The following is a 26,447-nucleotide window of genomic DNA, read 5'->3' on the forward strand; positions in this document are numbered from 1 at the left end:
GGGTGAATATACCTTTGTGAGGTATTCTAAACCCTTAATCTTATGTTCATCTCCAAAGAAAAAGTGACTTCTAGTCACTCGACTTCGCTTGCGCAAGTTTCAGGTTTTCTGGCCATTTGTGCTACCATGTTGTTGAGTAGCTGTAGCAAACCCGACGACGTTATGCCCGCTACTGCGCCCACTCCGTCAGCTGTCGATGAAGGTGTTTTTGGGAATGGAGTTAACCTGCAGCCTTCCTATTATAATAATGGGAACGTAAACATAGGTTGGTCGTTGATGCGGCAGCAAAGCAAGATTAGAACCGTGCGCATTGAAATCGAGCCGGACAAAGTATCGCAGGCAAAAACCTGGATTCGCGACGCCCGTAGCAATGGCTACACGGTTATTGCCACGTATCATAAGGCGAGTGTATTAGGTTCTGACGCGGCCAGTGAATTAACCGCAGCGGCTAACTGGTGGCGGTCAAATTACGGAACGCTAGCTGCGTCGGGTTCATTTACTGTTAACCTAATGAATGAATGGGGAAGCCACTCCATAAGCTCGAATGCCTACGCATCGGCCTATAACAACGCGATCAGCATTGTTCGACAGGTGTACAGCGGCTCAATCATCATTGACATCCCCGGCTATGGTCAAGAAACTCGTACGGCCGCTGATGCGGTAAAAGGGACTAATGGCACCAGAATAAATGACACGAATATCATTCTATCGACGCATATTTATCCCGGAGCTTACAACCAGGGCCGCAATCGGTCAATGATAAACGCTGATCTGGATGAAATGGGATCGGTTGGCCGTTCATGCATTGTGGGCGAATTCGGGAACGATAGCGGTGGTTACACGGGCGCCAACTGGTCAGGGTTGGTTGACTATGCTAAATCAAAAGGGTGGACGGTATTGGCCTGGTGCTGGAATGGTGATGGAGGCAATATGAACATGGTGACACCAGCCTGGAAGAATAACGCGACCGCTACGTCATACTCGTTGAGTTCGTACTTCAATGTAGCCTACGCCAAGTTATAATTCCATAATATTTGCTACGGGGCCAGACAGACTACTCGATAGTTCTGTCTGGCTTTCGTGGTTAACCGCTCCTAACTGCGTACGCTGATGGGAAAGAGCTTACTAACCTTACTCCTAACTAGTTGGGTGGCCTCTGTATGGGCTCAGCCAGTTAGCACGTTGGTTGGTAAATGGGCACCAAAGGCAACTATAGAGGGGAATATCAAGGCAGTAAATTTCGATGTCAATGGTATTGCCATGACTCGGCAGCTCTTTCCTGAGCTGCAGGGGAAGCAGATCATCATTGGCCAAAAAGAGAGTGCGCCTGATCCGCTGGATATTGATCTGACAGGTCGGCTCGTTTTCAGTTCATTAACGGCCGCTGAAGTTACCGCCCATGCTACCATGGTAGCTACTATATTGGCCGGAGCTGGATACTCGTCGCCACTGAATCTGGGCGTTGCCCCACTGGCGAAAATCCTGTCGGTCAACGTTGGCAGGCTGTCGCCCGAGCCCGACGATTTTTATCGCCAGCAGGCAATTACGGTAATGAACCATTCGTATGGTACGGAGACCAAACCGTTTTATGGGCCAAATGCCGCTGCTTATGATGCCAGCGCCTGGCGTGTTCCTGAGCTTTTACATGTTTTCTCGGCTGGTAATATTGGCTATTCGACCAGTGACTCAGGAATGTACGCTGGTCTATCTGCCACGGCTAATGTGACGGGCGAATTCAAGCAAGCTAAAAACGTAGTAACGGTTGGGGCTGTCAATGAACTAGGTGAGCTTCTGCCATCCAGTTCACGAGGACCTGCCTACGATGGGCGAATCAAACCGGAGTTAGTAGCCTTTGGCGATGAGGGTACATCTGGAGCCGCAGCGTTAATATCTGGGGTGGCTGCGCTGTTACAGGACCAATATCAGCAAAAGCACTATACTTCAGCCCCAGCTGCTTTGCTGAAAACTATTCTCATAAACTCCGCTGATGATGTTGGTAGACCCGGCATCGACCACCAGACAGGCTATGGAAATCTTAACGCAGTGAGGGCTATACAAACGTTAGCGGAGGGGCATTACATAGCTGGTATTCTATCGGCTAACGAAGTAAGGGAGTACAAACTTACTGTTCCGGCGGCTCAACAGTTGAAGATTACGCTTAACTGGGCCGATACGGCAGCCGTTCCGTCCAGTAGCCAGGCTTTAGTAAATGATCTGGATTTAGAAGTGGTTGATGCTACCGGTAAAGCCTGGTTACCCTGGGTGCTTAACACGTACCCTCAAGTCGATTCATTACGTAAACAAGCTCGTCGAGGGCTCGACAAGTTGAACACAACTGAGCAGGTTTCTCTTAACCTAGTCAAGCCTGCAACGTACACAATTCGGGTCAAAGGTCAGCGTATCAAAAGTAAGCAACAGCCGTTCTACGTAGCGTATCAATGGGACGAGCCCGGAACGTTTGTCTGGACAGCTCCCAGCACGACCTCTCCCGTTTTCAGCGATTCGGTATACATCGTGCGCTGGAAACATACGCTGGCCACCACTACCGGACGACTGGAGCAATCTACCAACGCGGGCGTAACGTGGACGCTCGTAGAAGATCAGGTTGATCTTGCCAAAGGGCTTTATCTATGGCGAAGCCCCAAACTGCTGACGCGGTGCCAGCTTCGGATGGTCATTAACGACCGGTTATTTCCATCCGACACTTTTGTCGTTTCGCCCCTTATTACACCTTCTGTACTGTTCCAGTGCGCTGACTCGACAGGAATAACCTGGTCGCCTTTAAACATCGATACAGCAGGTGTGCGCTACACTGCGTATCGTTTTAAAACGAGCCTATCTACCTGGGAAAAGCTTGGCCCAGTTTCCGGAAATCGTGTCGTGTTCAGTAATAACAGTCCTAACGACTTATTTGCAATCGAGCCGTTTCACGCAATGGGGTTTGTTGGTCTTCGTGGCGACCTGGTCAATGGGTTACAGCAGCACGTTTTTTGCTATTATACCGGTATAACCGCTACGCCAACGTCAACGCAGATTAATGTACAGTGCCAACTTTCGGATGTGAAGGCTGTCGAAGCTGTTACGTTCCAGAGACAGACGGCCATAGGCTTCGAAGACTGGGTTTCGTTGCCCGTTGAAGCTGACACTCGTTTGTTAACCGTAACGGATTCCAATCCCCGATTGGGCGGAAACACGTACCGCATCAAATTGCGACTACACACCGGAGCCGTTCACTATAGCGACCCTATAACCGCCCTATTTAGCCGGCAACCCACCGTTTTTGTTTACCCAAATCCCGTTAAAAAAGGTCAATCCATAACCCTTCGAACCAGCGAATACGGCCAGTATAGATGTCAACTGTTCGACGCTGCCGGTCGAATCGTAAGCGAAGACCAATTCAATGGCAGTGAGATCCAACGTAGCACCGAAACGTTAGGGCCGGGGGTATATATCTATAGAGTGCTGTTCGGCAATAAGAGCTGGTCTGAAGGGCGCTTCGTAGTGGAATAATGAGCGGTGTCGGAGCTGTAAACTTGGAGTTCCGACAAGTAAATATGACCTCCTTACTAAATAAAAATCAGCTATTTCTTGCGTGATTATGCCCTATTCTACGTTAATTCGCATATAGTCTTTTTTATTCCTCCGAATGGTAGGCATTATTATGGGTAGCCTCTCCGACCGCAAGGTCATGCAAGAGGCTGCCGACATCCTGACCACGCTGGGCGTCGCGTGGGAAATGGACATTGTATCGGCTCACCGAACGCCCGAAAAAATGGTTGAGTACGCTAAAACAGCCCGCAATCGTGGGTTGAAAGTCATCGTCGCCGGTGCAGGCGGAGCGGCTCATTTGCCCGGTATGGTAGCCTCACTCACAACCCTGCCCGTTATAGGGGTTCCTGTCAAATCAAGTAACTCCATCGACGGCTGGGACTCTGTTCTGTCTATCTTGCAAATGCCGGGTGGGGTACCCGTTGCTACAATGGCGCTCAATGGCGCTCGCAATGCGGGTATCCTGGCTGCGCAAATCGTCGGTACGTTTGATACTACTATTGCCGATAACTTAACGCAGTTTAAAGAAGAGCTGAAGGAAAAAGTGGCCGACATGAGTCGTCAGCTAACCACTATATCGGAGCAAGAACGGCCTTAATTCAACACACATCCACATGGAAGCCGATAATCACACATCGAACCCTCGTCAAACTGGCAATTCCAGTTTACCGGCCGTCACCCTGGTGGTGCTGGTAGGCATAATTGCGGCTTTGCTTTACGTTGGCTACGATTATATTACCGACAATACCAACGGTTCAGATGAGTTGACGAACGTAGCGCTCGACACTACATCGCAGCAGCCGTTGGCACAGAACGACCCCGAGATGCTGATGGCCCCCGAAGAGGTGGATACGTCATCGCAACCGGCACCGGTAGACCTGTCGCAGGCTGAGCCACCAGCTGATGCACCGGTTGCCGATGCTAACGCCGAAGAAGTCGCCGAAGATAACCGCGAAACAACCGATGGTAAACCGGCTCCAGACGAAAAACCGGCTGCTGAAAAATCGGCTGAGAAGCCAGCCGACGAAAAATCAAGGGAGGAGAAAAAAGAGGAAAAACCAAAGGAAGAAAAACCCAAGGTTGACAAGCCGAAAGAGGAAGTGGTCGTTACGAAGCCAAAAATTAAACCCGGTGGCGTAACGAGTACGTATACCGTTGGCACGGGCGAAACATTCTACGGCGTCGCCAATCGGTATAACATGAAGCTTAGTACACTTAAAGAGCTGAATCCGGGCGTATCGGAGTCTGATGTTAAGGCGGGCGTTACCAAACTCAACGTCAAAGCCATGGCTGTCCATACGGTAGGGCCGGGCGACGTACTACGTGTTGTTGCTCAGAAATACGGGGTCAGTAAAGAAGCCATCATGCGGGCTAACAGAAAAAGTAAGGATATAGCGACCCGGGGCGAAAAGCTGATTATTCCCTACCCGGATAAGAAATAAGAAAATCCGACTGGAAAAGGCGTCAGGAGAAATTCTGACGCCTTTTACTTTTTCTCATACACTAAGCCAATCGTAAAACGGAGGTCGTTGTTTTTGCGCCCCGGCACGACCAAGCTTTCATAAGCATTGGCTAACGTCGAACGCAGGCTGGTGGTCGGCGTTAGTTTAATTTGAACGCTTAAGGTTGCATTCCATCGGACATTGTATTGCCCAATAGCGGGTTGGTAAAAGGCGGTATGCGTAACTACATAGCGGTCTCCCCCAAAGATATACTCGCCGAACAAACGGGTTGAATTTCGAAAGATGTTGATGTCATTAAGCTCAACAAAGTCGGTAAACTCCTGCAGTAGGACGTTCGTAACGGATAAATAAGCTCGTTTGCGATTAATTACTTTATAACCCGCTCCACCCGCTACAGTCCACCGCCGGTCAATTTGCCGCAAATTACTTCGTTCAAACGACCCAAAAGCTAGGTAGTACAAGCGTTTCTCGTGGCGGTAGGTCATCCTGAAATCGTCGAACCACTCGCGTTCTGCTAAAAAGCCGTTCTGCTGGCCGTACACAAACGATGGACTCGTCGATAATTTGAAATAATCACTGAGTTGGTAGTCGACAGCACCCGCCAGCTGAAGCAGGGCCCGACTGACGTTTCCGGCGGTTATAGTACCATCTGCACTTAAGCGATAACGAAACGCTGGGGTTACAGGAGCTGGTTTGGCTTTGACAGAATCAGTTTTTACCACCTTGCTTGAATCCGCTTTGGTGCTGTCGGGCGTGGACGGACGTAGCGGGTCAGGCTGCTCAACAATCTGAGCGGGGGATACCGAGAGAATGCCAAAAAGATTCAATAGAATGAATAAAAATTGTATTTTTTTCACAAGATGCCAGGATGCTGAAGCCGCAACTTAGAAAAAACTATAGATTTGGCCGATGCCCAGGCTGGTCATCTTATCCAGTAGCCCATTACTTATTCACAATATTTATGATGACTCGTTGGGGAATTTTAGGGCCGGGCCGTATTGCCCATAAGTTTGCGCAGGACGTAATTACCCTGCCCAATGCGGAGCTCTACGCTGTTGCATCGTCGGATCAGCAACGGGCCGATGAATTTGCGCAACAGTATCAGATTCCTCATGCCTTCGGGAGTTACGAAGGGTTACTAACCCTGCCAGACCTCGATGTAGTGTATGTGGCCACTCCTCACGTGAAGCATCATGAGAACGTACTGATGCTGCTCAATGGTGGCGTAGCGGTCTTGGGCGAAAAACCGTTTGCTATGAACGGCGAGCAGGTTAGGGAGATGGTCGAGACCGCCCGGAGTAAGAAGGTTTTCCTGATGGAAGCGCTCTGGAGCCGCTTTATGCCGTCTTTATTAAAAGCCAAACAACTTGTCAGCGACGGCGCTATCGGAACGGTGACTGGCGTTCGGGCTGATTTTGGTTTTGTTGCGCCGTTTCTGCCCGACAAAAGGCTGTTCAATAAAGAATTAGGGGGTGGATCATTGCTCGACATTGGCATTTATCCATTATTCTGGTCGTATTTCCTGCTTGGAATGCCACAGACCATTAAAGCTAGTGCCGCTTTTGGTACAACGGGCGTCGATGAGCAGTGTGGCATGGTATTAACGTACCCGAGTGGCGAACTTGCCTTGCTCGATAGCACGCTTCGGTCGAAGACGCCCTGCGAAGCGTTTGTTCACGGTACAGAAGGCCAGATTCGGGTACACTCGCGCTGGCACGAAAGCCATTCGCTGACACTCGAACGAAACGACCTCGAGCCCGAGGTGTTCACATTTGACCGGTCAACACATGGCTATGACTATGAAGCCCAGCACGTAATGCAGTGTTTGACAGATGGACGTACCGAAAGCCCACTTTGGTCGCTCGACGATAGCCTTAATCTAATGGCATTGTTGGACGGAGTTCGGACAGAAGCTGGCATTGTGTATTAGTGGCGCGAGGCATAGGGCGTAGAGTCGATGCATCGGCTCGTTTCCTAAGCTTGTACCTTTTATCCTATGCTCTTCGCCCTGTGCCCCATGCCCTTCGCCCCGCGCTTTTTACTTACCTTTGCACCATGACTGATCGCTACGCCCAGCGCGGAGTTTCCGCCAGCAAAGAAGACGTTCACAACGCCATTGCTCAGCTCGATAAGGGCTTATTCCCCAAAGCATTCTGCAAAATTGTACCTGATACCTTAGCCGGTGATCCGGACTTTTGTACGATCATGCACGCCGATGGGGCGGGTACAAAATCGTCATTGGCTTATCTGTACTGGCGCGAAACCGGCGATTTGAGCGTTTGGCGGGGCATTGCACAAGATGCAATCGTAATGAATACCGACGATCTGATTTGCGTGGGCGCAACCGGACCAATGCTGCTGTCGTCTACCATTGGACGTAATAAAAATTTGATTCCCGGCGAAGTCATTGCGGAGATCATTAACGGCACTGAAGAGGTATTGCAGATGCTGCGCGATCATGGCATCGAAATCTATAGCACCGGTGGTGAAACGGCCGATGTTGGCGATCTGGTACGTACGGTAATCGTGGATAGTACAGTCATTGCCCGGATGCGACGCAACCAGGTGATTAGCAATGACAAAATTCAGGCGGGCGACGTGATCGTCGGACTAGCCTCTTTTGGCCAGGCGACCTACGAAAGCAGGTATAATGGTGGTATGGGCAGCAACGGACTAACGTCGGCCCGCCATGACGTACTGGCTAATTATCTCGCTGATAAGTATCCTGAAAGTTTCGATCCCGCCGTTGATCGTAGTTTGATTTACAGCGGTTCGAAACAGTTAACCGACGCATCAGAAGCGGGTATAACAATTGGCGAGCTGATTTTATCGCCAACGCGGACTTATGCGCCCGTCGCCAGGGTACTGCTCGATGAACTGCGAGCGCAAATTCATGGCATGGTGCACTGCTCGGGTGGGGCCCAAACGAAAGTGCTGCACTTTGTCGATGATTTGCACATCATAAAAGACAACCTTTTCACCATTCCTCCCTTGTTTCGCCTGATTCAGGCGGAGAGCGGCACAAGCTGGCAGGAGATGTACAAGGTGTTCAACATGGGGCACCGGTTGGAGGTATATTTACCAGAAGATCACGCGCAACAAGTGATTGAAATGTCAAAGTCGTTTGGCATCGAGGCCCAGGTCATCGGTCGTGTTGAAAACTACGAAGGTAAGCGAGTAACTATACAAAGCGAAGTAGGCACATTTGTTTATTAACTGTTTGATGAGCAAAGTAGAATCGATATTTTGCGGGCGTAATTTGTACTGCACTTTAACGATACTCACTAGTGAAGCATGTGTACCTTATTGGTGCGCTAATTTGGTCATTGACTCTATTAGCGGCTAACGCTCAAACTACTTATTTTCAACAGGACTTTTCAGCAGGAGGAACACCCGCTACATATGTCAGTGCGTCTCCCGACATTACACAGGTTAATGGATTAGCTGGTCTTAGCGCTACTATTACAAACAACGCAGTTCAGTTTTCCCGACCAACTGACAGTGGAACGGGCTACATATCACGTTCGACTGATTTTGCCGGGCCACCGACATCACTGCATGTTCAGTTTAGCTTTGAGGTTACCTCTAGTGATGTAAGTGTAACCGGTACCAGCGCCGTCATTTTTTACGTAGGCAGTGGGTTTAACTCTGGGCCTCAGAACCCGCCGAATGCTGACGTTTACGCCAGAATTGGGCTAGCGCTATCTCCGGCGGGTTCGGGGCAATTTCAAGTACGTACCATCCCGTCTGGAGGGGGAGGCAGCACAAGTAGTTCGTTTTCGGGGCGTCAGACGATTACGTTTGCTATGAATAATTCCGGCTTCGATAATTTCAATTATGTGTCGCCTACCGGATCGCTGGAACCGCTGCCCAACGATACGTATGATGTCTGGGTTGGCACGAGTAAAATCTTTAACGACCAGCCTGTGCTGACACCCGGGCAAAGTATCAGCAACTTTAAATTCAGGCTTGCGGATGGCGTTGGCGTTATGCAGATCGGTAACCTGCTCATGCGCGACATCAGCGGTTCGCTTCCGGTATCGCTACTTTCCTTCACGGCCAAACCCGAAGGTGATCGTGTACAACTGGCCTGGTCGACAACTTCTGAGCGTGATGCCGACCGCTTTGTTATTGAACGCAGTGCTGACCTGAGCGAGTTCTCAAGGGTAGGTGAAGTCGCGGCCAAAGGCACCACCGATGTTCGCCAATTTTATGGTTTAACCGACATGCAGCCGTTACGGGGTATAAACTACTACCGGCTGAAACAGATTGATTACGACGGTACCGCACATATGTTTAAGCCAGTCTTTGCCATCATCGAAACGGACCAGTCAGTTATATCGGTGTACCCAAACCCGGTTGATACCGAGCGAATACACGTGCGATTATGGAATGTGGACGAAGCTAGTGTTCGGTTGCTTAACCAGGCTGGACAGCCAATTAACAGCAAGCTGGAACGCCGGTCGGGCGAGGCTGATTTATTACTTGACCATCCGTTGCCAACGGGCCTGTATTGGCTGGAAGTGCAAACAAATGGACAAAAGCAAACGACGAAACTATTGGTTCGTTGACCATGTAGCTGGTCCGCCAGCCCGGCCAAGCTACATCGTTACTGCCATCTCCTGCTCCTCTGCCGAAACGGTTTTTACGTCTACTCTCGGTGGTAGTAACTTGTATAACACCGGCGTGACGATGCGTGATAGTAACGTACTGGAAATAAGCCCCCCAATGAGCACCCAGGCCAGCGGAGAATAGAGCGGATTTCCTTCCAGCGCCAGGGGCATTAGGCCGCCGATAGCCGTTAAGGAGGTCAGCACAATAGGTACAAAACGTACTTCACCAGCTTCTTTAATGGCCTCGACTAACGGCATTCCCTGTTCGCGCAGCTGGTTTGTAAAATCAACCAGCAGAATCGAGTTCTTAACCTCAATGCCAATTAGGGCAATCAGGCCGATAATGGCCACGAAAGAGAATGGATTGCCGGTTAGCAATAGAGCTGCAATAGCGCCAATGATACCTAACGGAATAACCGACAACACAATTAGGGTGCTTTTGATGGTGCCGAATTCCAAAATCAAAACGGCCATAAACCCAAAAATCGTAATCAGAATAATCGTACCAAGCCCACCAAATGACTGCTCACGGCTTTCTAGCTCGCCAGCGGCCACGTACCGAAAACCGGTCGGAAACTTCATGTTATCCAGCTTTTTCAAGACGTCAGAGTACACGTTATCGACGAGATAGCCTGTCTTAACAAAAGCCGTAACCGTTACAAAGCGGTCTTTATCGTAATGCCGGATTAAGTTTGTACCCGTCTCAAACTGAATATCGGCTACCTGACGAAGGGGGACGGCGCCACCGGTTACTGTATTGACGTATAAGTTATTCAGGACAGTCTGATCAGTGGTACGTCCTTTAGGTAATGTTACGTTGATCGAGTAATCGTCCGATCCGACGCTTTGCCCCTCATCCGGCGCTTTAAACGTACCAACGTTCAGCCCAGCTACGGCCAACCGAATTGTCCGATTAATATCCGCGATTGACAAGCCCAATAAGCCCGCTTTCTCTTTGTTGATCTTGATGCGTAAATCTGTTTTGCGGTTCGCCAGCGGGTTGTTGACGTAGATTGTGCCTGACGTTTGCTTGAGCACTTTTTCGACGCGGGCGGCTACTTTACGTAAAGTATCCAGATTCTCACCAAATACCCGGATAGCTACAGGAGCCTCCTGAGCGGGTCCTTGCTCGAAGTCTTTTACTTCAATTTTAGCGTTTGGATACAGCGCGAACCGTTCCCGGTACTTATCAATGAGTACCTGCTTTTCGGCTGGCTCTACGTCGTTCAACTGAACGAAAAACTGCGAAAAATTAGTCGATTCGTTCCGTTGAATGATGTTGTAGTAAATACGTGGATTTCCCTTGCCAACGTTCGTTGTAAAGTGTCGAACGGCGGGCTCCTGCTTGAGCTGACTCTCGACGTAACGGGCCACTCGATTCGTTTCCTGTAAACTGCTGCCTTCTGGTGTTTCTATGTTAATCAGAAACTGGGGCTTTTCGGAGGCAGGAAACAGCCCGAATCCCACTTTTCCCGATAGTAACAAAGCGCCACCAAAGATGGTCAACGCCACCAGTAACGTAACGACCGGCCGACCAAGCGCTACGTTCAGAAGTCGGCTGTATGACCCGCTAATAAGTCGTTTCAAGGCCCGCAAGAAGATGTTTCCGTCTGGATTGTGCTCTTCTTTCAGGATTCGGCTTGATAAAAAGGGGACAATGGTCAGCGAAACCAGCAGCGACGCCAGTACGGTGGTGACAACCGCCATGGGTAGCGAACGAATAAAATCGCCGGAACCTTCGGGGAGAAATAACAGTGGTAAAAAAGCCAGAACCAACGTAACGGTACAGCCAATCACGGCCAGGGTTATTTGGCTGGTCGCTTTAATGGCGGCTTCCCGTTTGCTATAGCCTTCACGTAGATACCGTTCAATGTTTTCGACAACTACAATGCTATCGTCTACCAGAATGCCTAATGCGACAATTAGCCCAACAATGCTCAGCTGATTAATGCTGTAGCCAAAGGCATTAAGTAGTGATAGACCAATGGACAGCGAAAGTGGAATGGAAATCATGACAACCACGGCCGCCCGAAAACCGAGCGGTAACAACGTCAGCGAGACCAGCAGAATGGCAATGGCAAAGTCGGTAGCGAAGCGTGATAATCGTTTGCCTACGCTCGCAGCCTGATCGAAATTCTTGACCAGCTTAATGTGGGGCGGCAACGTTTTGGCGAAGTTTTCAATGACCGGGTTGATCTGCTTTCCCACTTTGTCGATGTTCTCGCCAATTTTCTGACTGGCTGTTACTAATACCGCCCGATGACCGTCTAGCCGGGTAATGTGGGTTTCTTCTTCGAGGTTGTAACTGACGTCGGCAATGTCGCCCAAACGAATAATCTTCTGCCCGTTGGTGGACACGATGGTGTTTTTAATCTCATCCAGCGATTGGTAGTCGCCCGATGTTTTTACATTGAATTTACGCGTGCCTATCTGAACACTACCGCCGGGTATATTGGCATTTTCGGCTTGTAGGGCACCCACAACGCGATTGGTCGGAATGCCTTCCTGCGCCATTTTCTCGATGTTCAGCGAAACACGAACGATACCGGCCGGATAACCCCAATCCTGTACGTTTTTCAGGCTGGTGATTTTCTCCAGGCGCTTGGTTAGTTCATCGGCGTAGTTACCCAGTTCTTTGTCGGATGCTACCTCAGACTGAAGAGCAACCTGCACGATGTTGACATCGGAAGGTGAAAACTTATTAATGTTGATGCTGAATACGTCAGCAGGCAGCTCGCTTCGCAGCGCGTTGACTTCGCGTACTATCTCCTGATACTTTTCATCAGGGTCCTGACTGTATTCGTACTCGACCCGGAAGACCGCTAATCCATCATCTACGTTAGTGATTACGTGCTTAATGTTATCGAGTTCATTAAAGCGCTTTTCGGCCGGGTCAACCACTAACTCTTCCATATCGAGGGCGTCGGTACCCGGATACACAACTACAACCGCGAACTGAGGGGCTGTAAACTCGGGGTCTTCCCCCCGTGGCATGTTTAGCAGTGAGTTGACGCCGAGCGCGGCCACGCCGAGGAACAGCACCAGCATAAACTGCCAGTTTTTGACGGAAAATTGGGCTAAGTTCATATAGTTTCTCTGCGAATCTCTGTGCTACCTCTGTGCATCTCTGCGTCACAGCTATTACACCGAGACAAGAGCTACAGGAGATACCAACAGAGAGGTATTATTTTACAATCACACTCGATTCTTCCGTTAGAAACGCCGATCCTGCCGTGACAACCTCTTTGATTCCTGACAGACCGTTTGCCAACAAGACATTACTGCCCTCCAGAAAGCCAATTTGTACGGGTAACTTTCTAACATGTTTCTCGTCGTCGGCTACCACGTACACAAACCCGTCTTTCCCGTTCCCCTCAACGATTGCTTCAACCGGGACTAAGGTATAACTGCGACTCTGGGCCGGTGTAAGCACTACTTTGGCAAACAAACCAGGCGCAAAGCGGGCCGTTCCGGGATCAACACGTACTTCCACTTCATAGAGCTTGTTGACCGGGTCGGCGGCTTGCGCTAATTCGCTGACGACACCCGTAAACGTTCGGTCTGGATACGCATCCAGGTTGACTATGGCCCGATTGCCAAGCCGTAGGCGAGCCCAGTCTTTATCGGATACACCAATGCGCACTACCCAGTCGCTGCGACGATTCGAGGAAATGATGTAGACCGCCCCACCCGCTGCGATGTATTCACCGGCATTGGCAACCTTGCGCGTTACGGTTCCATCGACGGTTGAGCGGATCTGCGCATAGCTGCGGTTAAACTGGGCAATGGCAAGGTTTTGCTTAGCTACCTTGATGCCTGTTGTTGCGTTCTGAAGCTGTTCAAGTGTCGCTGCGGTGTCAGCGTAAAGGCTTTTCACCCGGTTGAGATCGCGCTCGGCTTTTTCGTTGGCCAGTTGTGCCTGCGCAACCTGTGCATTAATCTCAGTTAGATTCAATGTGGCTAACAACTGCCCTTTCCGCACCGATTGACCTTCTTCAACCAGTAATTGGTTAATAATGCCACCGACTTTGAATGATAGCCGGGCTTCAGCCGCCGATGACACCAAACCGGAAGCCACTACTGGCTCAGCCCGAACAACGGAGCTGATTGGAGCAAGTTTGATGGGCACCACGGCATCGGCACTGGCGGTTTCCTGTTTGTCGGCTTTGTCGTCGTTTGTCTTGCTGCATGACCAGAGCGCTACTGCAAGCAGCAGAGAGGATAAAATTTGAAGTGTTTTCATGAGATAGCGATGATTAGCAGTAATGTGTTAATGCTCAGTAGTAGGCACAATGGAGAGTAATAGCGGGTATCAAATTCGGCGAAGCGGCTGTTACGTACGCGCTTGAAGAAACCAACGTAGCGAAACTCACCTATGGCCCTTAGAGAAAACAGAACGGCCATCAACCAGAGTCCGTATCGCTCCAGCCAGGTGGGTACAATGGCCCGTAATCCGGGTAACCAGCCTAGCTTATAGAGATGAAAGAGCCCCATAGCAGCCAATGCTCCGGCAACGACAAGCGTATCGAACCAGCGTGGTTTCAAAACCTTCTGGCCGTTCAACTCCGGCAACGAAGCGTCGAACCCCCAGCGGCCTCCTAAAGCCCAGTAAACGTGAAGAACACTAATGGTTGATAGCAGCAGAAAGTTGACTAACGCAGGCAGCATATGAGTAAAGAGGAAGTATGAGTGGAAAGCTATACTAATCAGTATTTTATTGAACTGCTACGGCCCGGTCGAGGGCTGCCCGCTTGATGAGGACATCCATACGAGCCAGTGAATGCTGAAACTGGGCCGTTAAGCGATCATTCTGATAGCGCAGGAATTCAATTAGCAAGGCCTGTCCATTACGATACTTACTATCGATGACCCGGAACGTTTGGTCGGCGTTGATAAGGCCGCTCTGCGTGGCTGCCAGACTTTCATTAGCTGCATTTAGGTCATAGTACGCTTGCAACACTTGCAACTGAATTTGCCGTTGCACTTCCGCCAGGCGTGTACGTAGCACCTCCGACTGAATCTTTGCCTGTTGAATTTTGGAGCGTTTTTCGTAACCACGAAACAAATCCCATTGCAGTCCGAACTGCCCTATTACGTAAGCCTGATTTTGAAATGTGTAGCCAAAGCCCTGAAAGCCTGTGCTACCGCCGACGTACAGATTCGGGATTTTAGCGTTGGCTTCATTCAGCTTTACTGCTGTCTGAGAGGCTTTTAATGATCCCCCCAATTGTGCCAGCTCTTGCCGCCCACGCAGCGCCGTTTGCTGCAATTCATCCAGGCTCTCTTTTGATTCGGGCAAGATTTTCGTGAGTGAAGAATCAATGTCAATGCCTGCTGTCAGATCGCGGTTGAGCAGGAAATTAAAGTAGGCACGAGCAGTTACCTGGTTTTTTTCAGCTACAGCCAACTGCTGATCCATCTTACTGATTTCGTAACGGGCCGACGTAAGCACCTCTTTAGTAGCTACGTTGTTGTTGACCAGCTTCTCGTTGAGTCGAGCCAACTCGGCGAACACTTTGCGCGAATTTTCATAGATACGAATGGCATCGAGCGTTTGTAGGTATTGGTAGTAGGCTGTGGAAATGTTATACCGTAGTTCGTTTTCAATGACCCGTTTGCGGGCCTGCTGAGCAGATAGTAGTTCTTTCTGAATAAGGTAATTGTACTGAATGTCTGTGTTGAAAATAGCGTACTGAAAACTAATTTTCGTGTCGTGAAAGTTGTTAGGAGCCAGTAGTTGATTGACGTTTTCAACATTGGTCGGAAACCGATCAGAGCCTGTTAATTGGTTAAGTGTCCGATAGGCCGGGTTAAGCAGATCCCCGACCGGAAACTCCAGCCGTCGTCCACCAGCAGCGAGCGAGTAGGTTGGATTAAAAGCAACTCTTGGGTAGAAAAAAGACCGTGCCTGATTCAACGATTCGGTTACACGACTAATTTCGAGTGACTCCTGCCGAAGTGCAAGGTTGTTAGATAAGCCTTCTTGAATGTAGTTCTCCAATAGAGTGGATTGCTGAGCCCATCCTTGCTCAACAGTGAACAGGAACAATCCAAGTAAAGCCAGTTGTCGATATATTTTCTTGTTCATGATCGTTCATCATTTAGTGAACAGTGTTTAGCAATAGAGCAAAAAAAAGGGTGCTACAAGCCCTTTCGTAGTGTTTCGCATAAAAGGTTAAAGGCATCATCCATAATTGGCTGCCGATCGCATTCATCGAACATGCCCAATCGTTTTCGCAAGTACAGCGCTGTGTATCCGTGAATGGCACTCCAGATCATCATGGCAACCACCCGAGTATCGCGTGGTTGGAAAACCCCCGCGTCCATACAATCTTGCACAACCTGCACTAACAGGCCAAATGACCGGTCACCTTCAACCCAATTTTCTTTATCAAGCTTGTCGATAGGAGCGGTCATGATAAACATAAGGTCAAACAGCTCTGGGTTTTCTACGGCAAACCGAATGTAAGATCGTCCCATCTCCACCAGTCGCTCAAAGGGGTCAGTGATAGAGAACAACGGACTGAATTCCTGCACCATCTTGGCAAAGCCAAACTGATGTAAAGCAAAAAGCAACTCGTTCTTATCCTTGTAATACAGATAGATAGTTGCCGGACTGTATTCAATCGCGTCGGCTATATTCCGAATGCTAACTTTCTCATACCCGTTCTCTAGAAATAATTTCTGGGCTGCGCTCAGGATAAGCTGGCGCATCTCTTCTCGTTCTCGTTCTTTCCGCTCTGTAATGCCCATGATCAAAGATTAACAATGCAAATTTAATGAACAGTGTTTAGTTAGTTGAATGTGATCGTAAATTTTAATTCTTAATTGATTGAACGGCATAATTAGTGGACCAAAAATGTTGCTCACCTGTTGAGTGCAGGCTCTGCATTAAATTTTCATATTTACCACTTACCGGTAACAAACTTTGGTTGTGAATTAACTATTTGTCTATATCCTTGTCTAACAAACACTATGGCTACTAAAGGTCATAGTATGAACATGAGATTAATAAAGAGTCTATTATTGGTTCTGGCATTTATCGTACGTTTTTCGTCAACACTGAGTGCTCAAGTGCCTAAAGGATACACTTTGGGAGATGCTGCGGCTGATTTCCGGGTGAAGAACGTTGATGGTCGTACAATTACGTTGGCTGACTATCGCTCCCAAAAAGGCTTAGTCGTTGTTTTTACGAGCAACCACTGCCCTTTTTCGAAAGCATACGAAGACCGGCTTATTGCGTTGGATCGCAAATTTGCTCCTCAGGGATATCCAGTACTGGCAATTATGCCGAACGACCCTACCGCTTATGAAGACGATTCGTTCGAGAATATGAAGGCCCGTGCTCGTGAGAAAGGTTATACCTATGCCTACGCTATGGATGAAACACAGACAGTAGCCCGAGCTTTCGGTGCAACCCGGACTCCGCAAGTATATGTGTTGAAACAGACAAATGGACAGTTCATTCTCGAATACGTCGGTACCATTGACGACAGTCCGCAGGACGGTGCCGGTGTACAACGGCGTTACGTCGATGATGCCGTTAGTAGTCTGCTGGCTGGCCGACCTGTGCAATCACCTATTTCCAAACCCATTGGCTGTGCCATCAAGTGGAAAAACTAATAGGAGCTGCTAGTCGCGGAGAGGTCTTTGTTCGTAGTTGTATTATGTTGGCACAAGGTTTGTTAGGGGCACTTACTGGTTAAACTACACATAAAACGTTATGAAAAAGACAACATTGATAGTGACCCAGGTAAAACGCGCCCTTGGTACAACCATGCTGGTGGCGTCATTAGCTTTACTACAAGCTTGTGGTTCTGACAACAAGAATGAGTCACGCACTGAAGAAGCGCTTGAAAAAACGGGTGATGCCATCGAAGCTGATACCAAAGAAGCAACGGCTGAGGCTCGCGAAGACTTGAAAGAAGCAAGTGATAAAGCAGAAGCGAAAGCCGATGAAGCAGGCAATGATTTTGAACGTGAGCGTAAAGAGGCTGTAGCCAAGATGAACGTTCAAAAAGATAAATTAGACGCTAAAATCGACGAATTAAAAGCGGATATCAAACGTAAAGGAGCCAATGCAAAAGCTGAGTCGAAAGAAGAGTTAGCCGAGCTTGAAGCCGAACGTAAAGATTTAGGCAACGATATCGATAAGGCTCAGAATGCGACAGCTGCCGCCTGGAAAGATATTAAAGCGGGCTTCAAAAAAGCTGGTAAAAATATTGGCGACGCCTTCGACAAAGCCGAAGACAAAGTTGATCGTGACGGTAAAGACGAATAGTCATTGCCGGTTTTTAAACCTAAGACGCCGACCATTCAGATGTCGGCGTCTTTTTGTTTTACACAACAGTGTGGCTTAATTTCTACACTTTTGTTGATAAGCACGAAGGGTAATTCTAAGTGTGGTCAGTGTAAAAATGAAATTAATGCTGCGAGTCGGGACTAGTTTTTAGCAATGACAATCGCTGCTCAAGGAATCATGTACCTGAGCAAGTAGATTTACAAGTATACAAGTAATCTGAAACTGTCTGTAGCAAATAAGGTAAAGGCCACGAGCATACGTTAAAACAAGCGCCGTACTTGCTCGTTTCTATCAGTACTATGTCATCACCCGTAGTCACCGTCACTGCTTTTCAATACCAGCCTAGCGCCCGCTTTCGTGCCTTTGCCAACATGGGCCGTTTTCTGATGCAGCCAATCCAGGCTGAGGGGTTGCGATTTAGTAAACTTATGGGGAGTGGCCGTGATTACGGCTTAATTCCTGATTTCTCTACTTACGTTCATCTAGGCGTCTGGGGTAATGAGACAGAAGCAAAGGCCTTTACCGAAACTACGGGCTACCGCCGATTGCAATTAGGAGCTAGGGAGGTTAGTACGTTACTTCTTCGACCTGAACGGGCGCACGGCCTTTGGGATGGGCAAAACCCATTTTCGCAGGATGAACCACCCACATACTCAGGTACACAACTACCGAACGGCCCTGTTGCCGTGCTCACTCGTGCAACCATACGGCCACGGGCATTACCCGATTTTTGGCGGCATGTTCCGCAAGCTCGGCAACGGCTTCAAGACCAGCGCGATAATCTGCTATTTGGAATTGGGGTAGGAGAGGTGCCCGTCGTGCAACAATGCACAATCAGCGTTTGGCGCGACCCCGCAGCCATCGACCGATATGCGTATCGGCAAAGTGGCCACAAAGAGATTGTTCGCCTAACGCGGCAACGGCGCTGGTATAGCGAAGAGTTATTTGCTCGTTTCAGCGTACTTAACGCCGATGGGCCTTTATTCAGTAAAGTGGCAAACCAATTGGCCCACAATACATCTTGTTAACAAAAAAGATAACTTTTGCGGATTTCCTGCACCATCGTTGCTTGTATTCCAACGGGGAAAATTGTTATTTTGCGGGCTAAATTGTACGTATAAAGCGAAATGTCTGTCATTAACAAGATCAGGGAACGTTCAGGGCTGGCCGTAGGTATTATTGCCGTTAGCTTGATTCTGTTCATTGTGGGGGGAGATTTGCTCGGCGGCCGTAGTTTGCTGTTCGGCGGAAACCAACAGGAAGTCGGCGAAATTGCCGGTCAGTCAATCGACTACCAAGAGTTCAACGCCAAGGTAGATGAACTTCGGGCACAATTTGAACAGCAAACCGGTCGGGCACCTGCCGATCAGGATTTAGCCCAAATCCGCGAGCAAGCCTGGAACCAACTGCTGTTTGAAATTGCCTATCAAAAAGAGTTCGACAAACTGGGCCTGAAAGTGTCGCCTGAAGAACTGGTCGACATGGTGCAGGGTAACAATATTAGCCCACAAGTGCGGCAGGCATTTACCAATCCGCAAACCGGTGTCTTCGATAAGAGCTCGATTATTAATTATCTCAAAGGCCTAAAGAACTTGCCACCGCAGCAACAGCAGGCTTGGGCTAGCTTCGAGAAGAACCTCAGCTCCGACCGGTTACGGAACAAATATGAAGGTCTGATGCGCCTGTCGGTGTTCGCAACAACGGCTGAAGCGCAGAAAGAATATCAGGCGCAAAACTCGAAAGCAAACGTTAAGTTTCTTTTCGTGCCTTATTACACCATCAACGACACAACGGTGAAGGTGACCGATTCGCAGTTGCAGGAGTACCTGGATAAGCATAAGGATGAATACCCCGGTACGGATAGCCGCTCGATTCAATACGTAACGTTCTCGGTCGCTCCGTCGAAAGAAGACAGCGCTACGTTGTACAACGAAATTAAGTCGCTGGCGCGTGGACTAGGGGCTGCTACGAACGACTCAACCTTTGCTCAGCAAAACAGCGACGTTCGCGTACCGCTGTACCTGACGGCTGGTGAAATGCCAGAGCAACTTCGGGCGTCGATTCCGACATTCTCACCAGGTGGTATCTATGGACCTTTCCGTGAAGGTAACACGTACTTCATCTACAAGTACGGTGGTTCGAAGAAAGACACTAGCTTCACGGCCCGTGCCAGTCACATCCTGATTCGCCCAGCGGCACAAACGGATTCAGCTAAAGCGGATGCTCGTCGTCGGGCAGAAGGCATCCTGAAACAAATTCAGGGAGGTGCCAGCTTCGAAGCCCTTGCCCAAACGAATAGCGCCGATGGGTCAGCTCAGAATGGTGGCGACCTTGGTTATTTTAAAGACAATGGCCAGATGGTGAAGCCGTTTGAGTCGGCTGTGTTTGGTGCTACGTCGGCTGGTTTGATTCCTCGGGTCATTGAAACCGACTTTGGGTATCACATCATTAAAGTAACTGAGCCAAAAACGAACGTACTTTACCGGGTGGCAGCTATTGGCAAAACGATTGCCCCGAGCCAAACGACCCGCGACGAAGCGCTGCGTAAAGCTGACCAGTTTGCATCAGACGTACGGACAAAGGAAGCTTTTGATGCTAAAGTGAAAGAAGACAAATCACTGGTGGTAGCTACGGCCGAGCGGATTCCAGAAGGCGCCAACCAGATAAATGCCTTGAATGGCTCTGAAGTACGGCAAATTGTTCGTTGGGCGTTTGACGATAAAACTGACATCAATTCTGTATCTGAACCGTTTGAAGTTGGCGATCAGTACGTAATTGCTGTTTTGACCAACAAGACGGACAAAGACGACATAAAAGTCGATGATTATCGGAACGAGTTGACGGCCAAAGTGCGTAGTGAACTGAAGGCTGAGCAAATCTTGAAGAAGCTTGGTAACGCCAGCGGTTCTTTAGAAGCTATCGCTCAGAAATACGGTGCAGGAGCTTTAGTAGAAACTGCTGAAGACGTTAACCTGGCAACGGGTTTCCTGCGTAGTGCCGGTGTCGACCCCGTAGCTTTAGGTAAAGCGTTTGGTCTGAAGCCAGGTAAGCGTTCGAAGCCGTTTGCGGGCGATGGGGGCGTTCTGATTGTGGAGCCAACCCGAATTACACCAGCTCCAGCCGTTGCGGATTATGCGCTTTACAAAACGCAGTTGCAACAGAACAGCACATCGCGCGTTGGTTTTTACATCAATGAGGCTATCAAAGAAGCCGCCAAAGTAGAGGACCGTCGCGCTAAGTTCTATTAAGCTGATTCACGACTAACATGAAAAAGCCCAGCTCCGATCTCAGAGCTGGGCTTTTTCATGATTTAACTAATCTACACAAGTTGCTTTTCTAGATAAGCTACCATTTTAGCCAAGGCACGTGAACGGTGGCTGATTGCACCTTTTTGGGTCATGCTCATTTCAGCGAAGGTCTGGTCGTATCCATCCGGCAGAAATACAGGGTCGTAACCAAACCCACCTTCTCCACGAGGCTCATGGAGTATTTGCCCTTCCACTACTCCCTCAAACTGGTGTTCAACCCCGTGTAGAATGAGCGTAAAGACGGTGATAAATCGGGCTTTTCTGCTTGGCTTTCCTTCCAGGTTGGTCAGTAGCTTTTGAATGTTTTTTCCAGCGTCACGGCTACCCGAGTAAAAAGCCGAATCTACGCCCGGTTCGCCATCGAGAGCTTCTACTTCAAGTCCCGAATCGTCGGCGAAGCAGGAGATGCCATAGTGCGTCCAGACATAATCTGCTTTCTGACGCGAATTACCCGGAATTGTACCCGAGGCTTCAGGGAGTTCGTCTTCACATCCGATGTCTTGAAGTGTCTTAAGCGTGAAGGCATCGCCAAGGCCAGCTTTGACCTCTTGTATTTTATGTTGATTATTTGTGGCAAAGCAGAGTTCCATAGATACAAAAAAGCCGTTTGCAGGTATAAACTACAAACGGCTGTATAAGGGTATAAAAAGTTATTCGACTTTAGTTATTTCAAGGTCAAAAACTAAAGGACTATAAGCGGGGATTGCTACAGTACTTGCTGAGCTTTGCGGTCTGCTAGTGTTACCATATCCAAGGGCTGATGGAAAGATAATAGTTGCTTTCTCTCCTGCTCTTAGCTTGGTTAAAGCCGTTTCAAAGCCAGAAACAACTTGTTTGTCACCAATCCGAACTGTGAGAGGAGACACTCCAGCATCGAATATTCCTCCATTTAATAATTTGCCTTTATAATTTAAGGTTACTGTCTTTCCTGTTACGATAGCTACCGAATCCGGACGAGCTTGAGTCAAAGCAACTCGGACTCCATCATCGGTTTTGGTAGTCACAGCTACATTGTTGGTTTTGATATAATCCTCTATCTGCTGGTTTTCTGTCCTAACGCTGACAATACGAAGATCGTAACGTACGGGCGTGTATTGCGGCAGAAGTAGCGAGCCAACCCGACCGCCATCCGCGTAGGCAGGAACCAGAACTGCGCCCTCTTCACCTTGGCGTAGCTTCAAGATACCTGCGTATCTACCCAGCGTGATACCCGTTGTTTGCTCGCCTGCTAAAATGACCGTAGCGGGATTGTTACCCGCCATGTCGGTACTGTCTACAAAGACGCCATCTAGTCGGCGAGAAATAAAATGATAGCGGACTTCATCGCCTAAAGCAGGTGCCTGGCCTGTTGGTACCGACTTGGTCTGGAAGAAATAAATACCTTCATCAGTCTTAGTGGCCGCTATATTATTCGTTTTAATATACTGTTCAATCTCGGCTTCATTTTCGCGCCGTTTACGGTCATTCAACGCTTCGCCGGGTTCCTGGCAGGAAGCTAACAGCGCCGAAACACTGAGCAGGCCGTATGCCCAAAACGAATGGTTTATTCTAAATTTCATAGCTTATTTCTAGGTGCTGGTCAGAGCTGATCCGTATGTAGAACGTAAAATGTTGCCCTCTATGTTTCGTTGAATAGGTAAAAATCCCGCAGAAACGTCATCTCGGTTTAAGATGCCATCTCCACGGGACTATGAGTACTTGTGAGCTGGTTCAATGTCAGAAAGTTTTCTTTAAGCAATGCTCTCTGAGTTAAGCTCATTTAATTAACGCCCTGGCTGAGGCATTCCTGGCTGACCAGGCTGGCCCATCTGACCTTTCTGAATGTCAAGCAGTTCAATGTCGAACAACAGGACCGAGTTTGGTGGAATACCCTGATTACCGCGCGGGCCGTATGCCAACACCGAAGGAATGATAAGCGTGGCTTTCTCGCCCTTATGCATTTTCATCACGCCCTCTTCCCAGCCCGGAATTACCTGCCCTACTCCAATTGGAAACTGTACCGGTTTACCCCCTGCCTGTGGATTCATCCGCGAGCTGTCGAATACTTTACCGGTTAGCAATTTGCCTGTGTAATGTACCGACACAACATCGCCCCGGTTTGGTGTTGGACCGTTGCCTGCCTGAGTTACAACGTAGTAAACGCCCCCTTCCGTCTTTTGCGCTTTGCCAGCTAGCCCATTTTTAGCGACATAACTTTCGATGACTTTAGCATCAACGCCTTTTTGTTTTTCGAACTCAGCAGTCTGCGCTTTTTCGTACTCCTCTTTAGACTGCACATTCAGGACTTTCACCGCAATGCCAATGTCAGTGCCTTTCTGAACCCCTGGGGGCAATGGCTGCATAGCGCGGGTAAAGAGTGAGTCGGCGCTGACGTAGAACGTAGCGCTATCGCCTTTACCGAGCATCGTTAGTCCTTCTTCGTAAGATCCTTTAAAGGGCGGTACTTGTAATAACATTTGAAAGGGAGCCCCTTCTTTGTGCGTATCGCGCAGCACCGAATCTTTATTGTTCATTAAAGTTAGGTGCATTGTCAGGATGTCCCCAACCTTACCCTTACGGGTTCCTTCTGATTGATCGTGAATTTGATACTTCAGGCCGTTGTCCGTCACCTGTACGCGGTTTTTACCGCAAGCCGCTACAACAGCGACGATTAGGGCGGCTTTCCCGAAATGTTTAAGAGACATAAAAATTGGTTTTCAGTTTATAGTTTTCGGTTTTCGGCTTTACAATCTCCGGTTTTCAATCAATATGTGTATGAGCATTTTGCACAACTGAAAACCTAAACATCAAAGCCGTAAACTTTTTTATACCGTTTCCAGTAATTGTTGTTGATATTGAGGTAGTACTGTCAAAAGTTTTTGCTCAGTTTCAGCCAATGAAAGTTTGCTTCGGCCTCCAGCAGCATTGCGGTGTCCACCGCCATTGAAGTGTGTATTCGCCAATTCGCGCACGGAGAAGTCACCTATAGAACGAAACGATAGCCGGATCTCTTCATTGCGATCAATCAAGATGGCAGCCATCACCACGCCTTCTACAGCCAGAGCATAGTTAACCATACCTTCAGTATCGCCGGTTTTAGAACGGTACCGCTTTAGTTCAGCATCTGTTAAGGTGATATACGCGAACTTATACTCGGGTAGTACTTTCAACTTTTCATTCAATACGTAACCTAACAAGCGAAACTTGTCGAGCGATACATTGTCGAAGATGCGCCGATGAATACTACTAACGTCAATCCTGAGGTCTACCAAAGCGGCAGCCATCCGGTGAACATTACCCGTGGTGTTCGAATGGCGAAAAGAGCCCGTATCAGTCATCAGGCCAGAATATAGGCACTCTGCTATAGAGACATCTATCAACTCTTTATCGCCCAATTCCACTATTAATCGGAAGACTAACTCGGCCGTAGCAGCAGCACTTGGGTCCCAAAGTGCCAATTCCGCAAATGATTCGGGTTCGAGATGATGATCGATCAAGACCTTGCGCGCACGCGACTGCCGAACCATAGGAGCTAGATCACGTATGCGGTCGAGGCTGGAGAAATCAAGGCAAAATATCAGATCAGCCTCTTCCATTAACTGGTTAACTCTTACCCTCACTTTTTCCTCAAACGCAATTACGTCGTCATTACCTGGCATCCAATGGAGGTTTTGCGAGTAATCGGTTGGTGTGACGACTGTCACATGATGACCCTTTTTACGGAGGTAGCCCGCCAGCCCCAGCGATGATCCCATGGCATCAGCATCAGGATTTTGATGGGTTGTAATCAGTATGGTTAGCGCTGGGCCGCCCGACGGCTGCCCGATAACCGCACCAATTGCTTCAATGTCTTGCATACACAAACGGCCGAGGCCACAATCGAAATTCAAAAGTACGAATAATTTGGATACCAGCAGGCTTTGAACAGCGCGTGGCAATTCGGGTGAAAGTCACTACCTTTGCGGCCAAATATTATTTGGATTCAACAACCCAGAATGGCAACGAACCGAACGTTCACCATGATTAAGCCCGATGCCGTAGAGGCAGGGCATACCGGATCAATTATTAAAATGATCGAAGAAGCGGGTTTCCGCATCGTAGCAATCAAAAAAACGCAGCTAACGCCTGAGCGAGCTGGTCAGTTTTATGCTGTTCACCGTGAGCGGCCATTTTATAATGACTTGCGGACCTATATGTCATCGGGTGCCATTGTCCCCATGATCTTAGAAAAAGAAAATGCAGTAACTGACTTCCGGAAGCTAATCGGTGCTACTAACCCAGCCCAAGCCGAAGAAGGTACGATCCGTAAGTTATACGCCAAGTCGATTGAGGCTAATGCTATTCACGGCTCCGACTCAGACGAAAACGCAGACATCGAAGGTAGCTTCTTCTTCTCAGCAACTGAGCAGTACTAATTAACTACTAGCCGTTAGTTGATGGTTGTCTATAAGTTTGCGAACGCTTTTTTGCTTTGTAACTGACAACTGCTGACTAACGGCTTTTTCATAGTACTTGCAAAAGTCCCGGAGGGCGCATTGATCGCACTTGGGCAATCGGGCCACACACACGTATCGGCCGTGTAAAATGAGCCAATGATGAGCCTTCGGGACGTACTGCTTCGGCACGTGGGCCATCAGCGCTTTTTCGACCGCTAAAGGAGTTGTCGCCGTTAAAGGGGCTAATCCCAACCGGTGCGACACACGAAAGACGTGGGTGTCTACTGCCATGGTTGGTTCGTTATAAACGACCGACAAAATCACATGGGCTGTTTTTCGGCCTACACCCGGTAATGTCTGAAGCTCCTCGACAGTTGCCGGGATTTCTCCCCCGAACCGCTCCATCAACGTTTTGGCCATACCAACCAAATGCTTTGCCTTGTTATTCGGATAAGATACACTCCGAATGTAGGTAAACACTTCATCGACCGAGGCAGCAGCCAACGACTCCGCTTCGGGAAAACGGGCAAACAGGGCAGGAGAGATTTGATTAATACGCTTGTCAGTACACTGCGCTGATAAAATTACTGCAACCAGCAATTCGTATGGATTTCCAAAGTTGAGTTCGGTTTTTGGCTCTGGATAGTGCTGGGTAAAGTAATCAATAAACCGTTTGAAACGTTCTTTTTTTTGCATGGTATATAAGTGTAGCACAGACCTCGACCTGTGTAGCTGTGTCAGTTATAACGATTGCTTGCGCTCAACTGAACTCATAACTACACAGGTCAAAGTCTGTG

General features: G+C 48.8%; 23 protein-coding genes. 12 read left to right on the plus strand and 11 right to left on the minus strand.

What is annotated here, in order from left to right:
- Positions 1 to 42: 42 nt before the first annotated feature.
- The 4 genes from ACFSUS_RS18110 (at position 43) to ACFSUS_RS18125 (ending at position 4,991) form a co-directional block, all read left to right on the plus strand.
- A complete protein-coding gene (locus ACFSUS_RS18110) occupies positions 43 to 1,023 on the plus strand; it encodes a glycoside hydrolase family 5 protein (protein WP_381525066.1) in 981 nt (326 codons plus the stop codon).
- Between the two features lie 87 nt (positions 1,024 to 1,110).
- Positions 1,111 to 3,510, plus strand: a complete 2,400-nt coding sequence (locus ACFSUS_RS18115; RefSeq protein ID WP_381525067.1) for a S8 family serine peptidase — start codon at positions 1,111 to 1,113, stop codon at positions 3,508 to 3,510.
- Positions 3,511 to 3,646: 136 nt separating this feature from the next.
- Complete coding sequence (purE, locus tag ACFSUS_RS18120; protein WP_381525069.1) at positions 3,647 to 4,147, plus strand: 5-(carboxyamino)imidazole ribonucleotide mutase; 501 nt, start codon at positions 3,647 to 3,649, stop codon at positions 4,145 to 4,147.
- A 16-nt stretch (positions 4,148 to 4,163) separates the two neighbouring features.
- Positions 4,164 to 4,991 carry a LysM peptidoglycan-binding domain-containing protein gene (locus ACFSUS_RS18125; RefSeq protein ID WP_381525071.1) on the plus strand — a complete coding sequence of 276 codons (828 nt, stop codon included), beginning with the start codon at positions 4,164 to 4,166 and terminating at the stop codon, positions 4,989 to 4,991.
- A 44-nt stretch (positions 4,992 to 5,035) separates the two neighbouring features.
- Here ACFSUS_RS18125 and ACFSUS_RS18130 read toward each other — a convergent pair whose 3' ends face one another.
- Positions 5,036 to 5,860 carry a DUF481 domain-containing protein gene (locus tag ACFSUS_RS18130; RefSeq protein WP_381525224.1) on the minus strand — a complete coding sequence of 275 codons (825 nt, stop codon included), beginning with the start codon at positions 5,858 to 5,860 and terminating at the stop codon, positions 5,036 to 5,038.
- A 116-nt stretch (positions 5,861 to 5,976) separates the two neighbouring features.
- On the opposite strand from ACFSUS_RS18130, the gene ACFSUS_RS18135 reads away from it, so the two are divergent.
- The 3 genes from ACFSUS_RS18135 (at position 5,977) to ACFSUS_RS18145 (ending at position 9,583) form a co-directional block, all read left to right on the plus strand.
- Positions 5,977 to 6,942, plus strand: coding sequence for a Gfo/Idh/MocA family protein (locus ACFSUS_RS18135; RefSeq protein ID WP_381525225.1), 966 nt, complete (start codon positions 5,977 to 5,979; stop codon positions 6,940 to 6,942).
- Between the two features lie 125 nt (positions 6,943 to 7,067).
- Positions 7,068 to 8,228 carry an AIR synthase-related protein gene (locus ACFSUS_RS18140; protein WP_381525072.1) on the plus strand — a complete coding sequence of 387 codons (1,161 nt, stop codon included), beginning with the start codon at positions 7,068 to 7,070 and terminating at the stop codon, positions 8,226 to 8,228.
- Between the two features lie 71 nt (positions 8,229 to 8,299).
- On the plus strand, positions 8,300 to 9,583 hold the full coding sequence (locus ACFSUS_RS18145) for a T9SS type A sorting domain-containing protein (protein ID WP_381525074.1): 1,284 nt from the start codon (positions 8,300 to 8,302) through the stop codon (positions 9,581 to 9,583).
- 30 nt (positions 9,584 to 9,613) lie between these two features.
- Here ACFSUS_RS18145 and ACFSUS_RS18150 read toward each other — a convergent pair whose 3' ends face one another.
- The 5 genes from ACFSUS_RS18150 to ACFSUS_RS18170 form a co-directional block, all read right to left on the minus strand.
- Entirely contained in the window at positions 9,614 to 12,712 is a 3,099-nt protein-coding gene (locus ACFSUS_RS18150) for an efflux RND transporter permease subunit (RefSeq protein WP_381525076.1), read from the minus strand.
- Positions 12,713 to 12,809: 97 nt separating this feature from the next.
- A complete protein-coding gene (locus tag ACFSUS_RS18155) occupies positions 12,810 to 13,868 on the minus strand; it encodes an efflux RND transporter periplasmic adaptor subunit (protein ID WP_381525077.1) in 1,059 nt (352 codons plus the stop codon).
- Positions 13,865 to 14,293, minus strand: coding sequence for a DUF3995 domain-containing protein (locus ACFSUS_RS18160; protein WP_381525079.1), 429 nt, complete (start codon positions 14,291 to 14,293; stop codon positions 13,865 to 13,867). The genes ACFSUS_RS18155 and ACFSUS_RS18160 overlap by 4 nt, the downstream gene beginning before the upstream one ends.
- A 46-nt stretch (positions 14,294 to 14,339) precedes the next feature.
- A complete protein-coding gene (locus ACFSUS_RS18165) occupies positions 14,340 to 15,713 on the minus strand; it encodes a TolC family protein (RefSeq protein ID WP_381525081.1) in 1,374 nt (457 codons plus the stop codon).
- A gap of 53 nt (positions 15,714 to 15,766) precedes the next feature.
- Positions 15,767 to 16,378, minus strand: coding sequence for a TetR/AcrR family transcriptional regulator (locus tag ACFSUS_RS18170; protein WP_381525082.1), 612 nt, complete (start codon positions 16,376 to 16,378; stop codon positions 15,767 to 15,769).
- 249 nt (positions 16,379 to 16,627) lie between these two features.
- On the opposite strand from ACFSUS_RS18170, the gene ACFSUS_RS18175 reads away from it, so the two are divergent.
- From ACFSUS_RS18175 to ACFSUS_RS18190, 4 genes are all read left to right on the plus strand, one after another.
- Positions 16,628 to 17,248: a thioredoxin family protein gene (locus ACFSUS_RS18175; protein WP_381525085.1), complete on the plus strand. Its 621-nt coding sequence runs from the start codon at positions 16,628 to 16,630 to the stop codon at positions 17,246 to 17,248.
- A 100-nt stretch (positions 17,249 to 17,348) separates the two neighbouring features.
- On the plus strand, positions 17,349 to 17,906 hold the full coding sequence (locus ACFSUS_RS18180) for a sll1863 family stress response protein (RefSeq protein WP_381525087.1): 558 nt from the start codon (positions 17,349 to 17,351) through the stop codon (positions 17,904 to 17,906).
- A gap of 320 nt (positions 17,907 to 18,226) precedes the next feature.
- Entirely contained in the window at positions 18,227 to 18,955 is a 729-nt protein-coding gene (locus tag ACFSUS_RS18185) for a DUF3291 domain-containing protein (protein WP_381525089.1), read from the plus strand.
- A 99-nt stretch (positions 18,956 to 19,054) separates the two neighbouring features.
- The gene (locus ACFSUS_RS18190) at positions 19,055 to 21,175 is read left to right on the plus strand and encodes a peptidylprolyl isomerase (RefSeq protein WP_381525091.1); all 2,121 of its coding nucleotides are present in this window, start codon (positions 19,055 to 19,057) and stop codon (positions 21,173 to 21,175) included.
- Positions 21,176 to 21,246: 71 nt separating this feature from the next.
- On the opposite strand, the gene rdgB is transcribed toward ACFSUS_RS18190, so the two are convergent.
- The 4 genes from rdgB to ACFSUS_RS18210 all read right to left on the minus strand — a co-directional run bounded on the left by rdgB (position 21,247) and on the right by ACFSUS_RS18210 (position 25,071).
- A complete protein-coding gene (rdgB, locus tag ACFSUS_RS18195; protein ID WP_381525093.1) occupies positions 21,247 to 21,825 on the minus strand; it encodes an RdgB/HAM1 family non-canonical purine NTP pyrophosphatase in 579 nt (192 codons plus the stop codon).
- A 60-nt stretch (positions 21,826 to 21,885) separates the two neighbouring features.
- Positions 21,886 to 22,794 carry an FKBP-type peptidyl-prolyl cis-trans isomerase gene (locus tag ACFSUS_RS18200; protein ID WP_381525095.1) on the minus strand — a complete coding sequence of 303 codons (909 nt, stop codon included), beginning with the start codon at positions 22,792 to 22,794 and terminating at the stop codon, positions 21,886 to 21,888.
- Between the two features lie 204 nt (positions 22,795 to 22,998).
- Positions 22,999 to 23,919 carry an FKBP-type peptidyl-prolyl cis-trans isomerase gene (locus ACFSUS_RS18205; protein ID WP_381525097.1) on the minus strand — a complete coding sequence of 307 codons (921 nt, stop codon included), beginning with the start codon at positions 23,917 to 23,919 and terminating at the stop codon, positions 22,999 to 23,001.
- A gap of 120 nt (positions 23,920 to 24,039) precedes the next feature.
- Positions 24,040 to 25,071 (minus strand): DHH family phosphoesterase, encoded by a 1,032-nt coding sequence (locus ACFSUS_RS18210; protein WP_381525099.1) that lies wholly within the window; start codon positions 25,069 to 25,071, stop codon positions 24,040 to 24,042.
- Positions 25,072 to 25,209: 138 nt separating this feature from the next.
- Here ACFSUS_RS18210 and ACFSUS_RS18215 point away from each other — a divergent pair, with 138 nt between their 5' ends.
- Entirely contained in the window at positions 25,210 to 25,629 is a 420-nt protein-coding gene (locus ACFSUS_RS18215; protein ID WP_381525101.1) for a nucleoside-diphosphate kinase, read from the plus strand.
- Here ACFSUS_RS18215 and nth read toward each other — a convergent pair whose 3' ends face one another.
- Positions 25,630 to 26,346 carry an endonuclease III gene (gene nth / locus ACFSUS_RS18220; RefSeq protein ID WP_381525102.1) on the minus strand — a complete coding sequence of 239 codons (717 nt, stop codon included), beginning with the start codon at positions 26,344 to 26,346 and terminating at the stop codon, positions 25,630 to 25,632. It abuts the gene before it with no gap.
- Positions 26,347 to 26,447: the final 101 nt, after the last annotated feature.

The sequence above is a fragment of the Spirosoma soli genome (assembly GCF_042684525.1).
Lineage (GTDB): Bacteria > Bacteroidota > Bacteroidia > Cytophagales > Spirosomataceae > Spirosoma > Spirosoma soli.

Excerpts from the sequence above, each read along its gene's own strand:
- nth (WP_381525102.1), bottom strand. The coding sequence starts at position 26,346 with ATGCAAAAAAAAGAACGTTTCAAACGGTTTATTGATTACTTTACCCAG.
- ACFSUS_RS18215 (WP_381525101.1), top strand. The coding sequence starts at position 25,210 with ATGGCAACGAACCGAACGTTCACCATGATTAAGCCCGATGCCGTAGAG.
- ACFSUS_RS18115 (WP_381525067.1), top strand. The coding sequence starts at position 1,111 with ATGGGAAAGAGCTTACTAACCTTACTCCTAACTAGTTGGGTGGCCTCT.
- ACFSUS_RS18185 (WP_381525089.1), top strand. The coding sequence starts at position 18,227 with ATGTCATCACCCGTAGTCACCGTCACTGCTTTTCAATACCAGCCTAGC.
- ACFSUS_RS18160 (WP_381525079.1), bottom strand. The coding sequence starts at position 14,293 with ATGCTGCCTGCGTTAGTCAACTTTCTGCTGCTATCAACCATTAGTGTT.
- ACFSUS_RS18210 (WP_381525099.1), bottom strand. The coding sequence starts at position 25,071 with ATGCAAGACATTGAAGCAATTGGTGCGGTTATCGGGCAGCCGTCGGGC.
- ACFSUS_RS18190 (WP_381525091.1), top strand. The coding sequence starts at position 19,055 with ATGTCTGTCATTAACAAGATCAGGGAACGTTCAGGGCTGGCCGTAGGT.
- ACFSUS_RS18165 (WP_381525081.1), bottom strand. The coding sequence starts at position 15,713 with ATGAACAAGAAAATATATCGACAACTGGCTTTACTTGGATTGTTCCTG.
- purE (WP_381525069.1), top strand. The coding sequence starts at position 3,647 with ATGGTAGGCATTATTATGGGTAGCCTCTCCGACCGCAAGGTCATGCAA.
- ACFSUS_RS18125 (WP_381525071.1), top strand. The coding sequence starts at position 4,164 with ATGGAAGCCGATAATCACACATCGAACCCTCGTCAAACTGGCAATTCC.
- rdgB (WP_381525093.1), bottom strand. The coding sequence starts at position 21,825 with ATGGAACTCTGCTTTGCCACAAATAATCAACATAAAATACAAGAGGTC.
- ACFSUS_RS18135 (WP_381525225.1), top strand. The coding sequence starts at position 5,977 with ATGACTCGTTGGGGAATTTTAGGGCCGGGCCGTATTGCCCATAAGTTT.
- ACFSUS_RS18180 (WP_381525087.1), top strand. The coding sequence starts at position 17,349 with ATGAAAAAGACAACATTGATAGTGACCCAGGTAAAACGCGCCCTTGGT.
- ACFSUS_RS18205 (WP_381525097.1), bottom strand. The coding sequence starts at position 23,919 with ATGTCTCTTAAACATTTCGGGAAAGCCGCCCTAATCGTCGCTGTTGTA.
- ACFSUS_RS18140 (WP_381525072.1), top strand. The coding sequence starts at position 7,068 with ATGACTGATCGCTACGCCCAGCGCGGAGTTTCCGCCAGCAAAGAAGAC.
- ACFSUS_RS18110 (WP_381525066.1), top strand. The coding sequence starts at position 43 with ATGTTCATCTCCAAAGAAAAAGTGACTTCTAGTCACTCGACTTCGCTT.
- ACFSUS_RS18170 (WP_381525082.1), bottom strand. The coding sequence starts at position 16,378 with ATGGGCATTACAGAGCGGAAAGAACGAGAACGAGAAGAGATGCGCCAG.
- ACFSUS_RS18175 (WP_381525085.1), top strand. The coding sequence starts at position 16,628 with ATGAGATTAATAAAGAGTCTATTATTGGTTCTGGCATTTATCGTACGT.
- ACFSUS_RS18150 (WP_381525076.1), bottom strand. The coding sequence starts at position 12,712 with ATGAACTTAGCCCAATTTTCCGTCAAAAACTGGCAGTTTATGCTGGTG.
- ACFSUS_RS18200 (WP_381525095.1), bottom strand. The coding sequence starts at position 22,794 with ATGAAATTTAGAATAAACCATTCGTTTTGGGCATACGGCCTGCTCAGT.
- ACFSUS_RS18155 (WP_381525077.1), bottom strand. The coding sequence starts at position 13,868 with ATGAAAACACTTCAAATTTTATCCTCTCTGCTGCTTGCAGTAGCGCTC.